Genomic DNA, 827 nt, shown 5'->3' with positions numbered 1-827 from the left:
TTCTTCGCCCGCCAACTGGTCAACGAACGCCTGCAGCAGGCGCGCGAGCAGCTCCCCGAGGGCGTCGAGTCGGCCATGGGGCCGATCTCCACCGGCCTGGGCGAGATATTCCTGTGGACCATCGAGGCCGAGCCGGGCGCGCGCAAGGAGGACGGCAGCGAGTACACGCCGACCGACCTGCGGGTGATCCAGGACTGGGTGATCAAGCCGCAATTGCGCAATGTGCCGGGTGTGGCCGAGGTGAACACCATCGGCGGCTTCGCCAAGCAGTTCCAGGTTGCCCCGGATACCCGCCGGCTGGCGGCCTACCGGCTGACCCTGGCGGACGTGATCGCTGCACTGGAGCGCAACAACGCCAACGTCGGCGCCGGCTACATCGAGCGCAACGGCGAGCAGTTGCTGGTGCGTGCGCCGGGGCAGGTGGGCAGCCTGGAGGACATCGCCAACATCGTCGTGGCTAATGTCGATGGCACACCGATCCGTCTGCGCAATGTCGCCGAGGTCGGCCTGGGGCGCGAGCTGCGCACCGGCGCCGCTACCGAGGACGGCCGCGAAGTGGTGCTCGGCACGGTGTTCATGCTGATCGGCGAGAACAGCCGCACCGTCGCCAAGGCTGCCGCGGTCAAGCTGGACGAGATCAACCGTACGCTGCCGGCCGGGGTCAAGGCGGTGACTGTCTATGACCGTACGCAACTGGTCGACAAGGCCATCGCCACGGTCAAGCGCAACCTCACCGAGGGGGCGATCCTGGTGGTGGCGGTACTCTTCCTGTTCCTGGGCAATATCCGCGCGGCGCTGATCACCGCCATGGTGATCCCGCTGGCGAT

Annotated in this window: 1 protein-coding gene; it reads left to right on the top strand. The window is 67.5% G+C overall.

The genetic code is table 11. The features are described 5' to 3' along the window. Positions 1-827 (top strand): efflux RND transporter permease subunit (locus A6723_RS00030; RefSeq protein WP_175405513.1); only part of this gene is annotated, 827 nt, incomplete at both ends.

Origin of the sequence: Pseudomonas sp. AU11447 (genome assembly GCF_001672555.2) — a bacterium.
GTDB classification, from domain to species: Bacteria; Pseudomonadota; Gammaproteobacteria; order Pseudomonadales; family Pseudomonadaceae; genus Pseudomonas; species Pseudomonas nitroreducens.
This window is presented reverse-complemented; position numbering and strand designations above follow the sequence as displayed.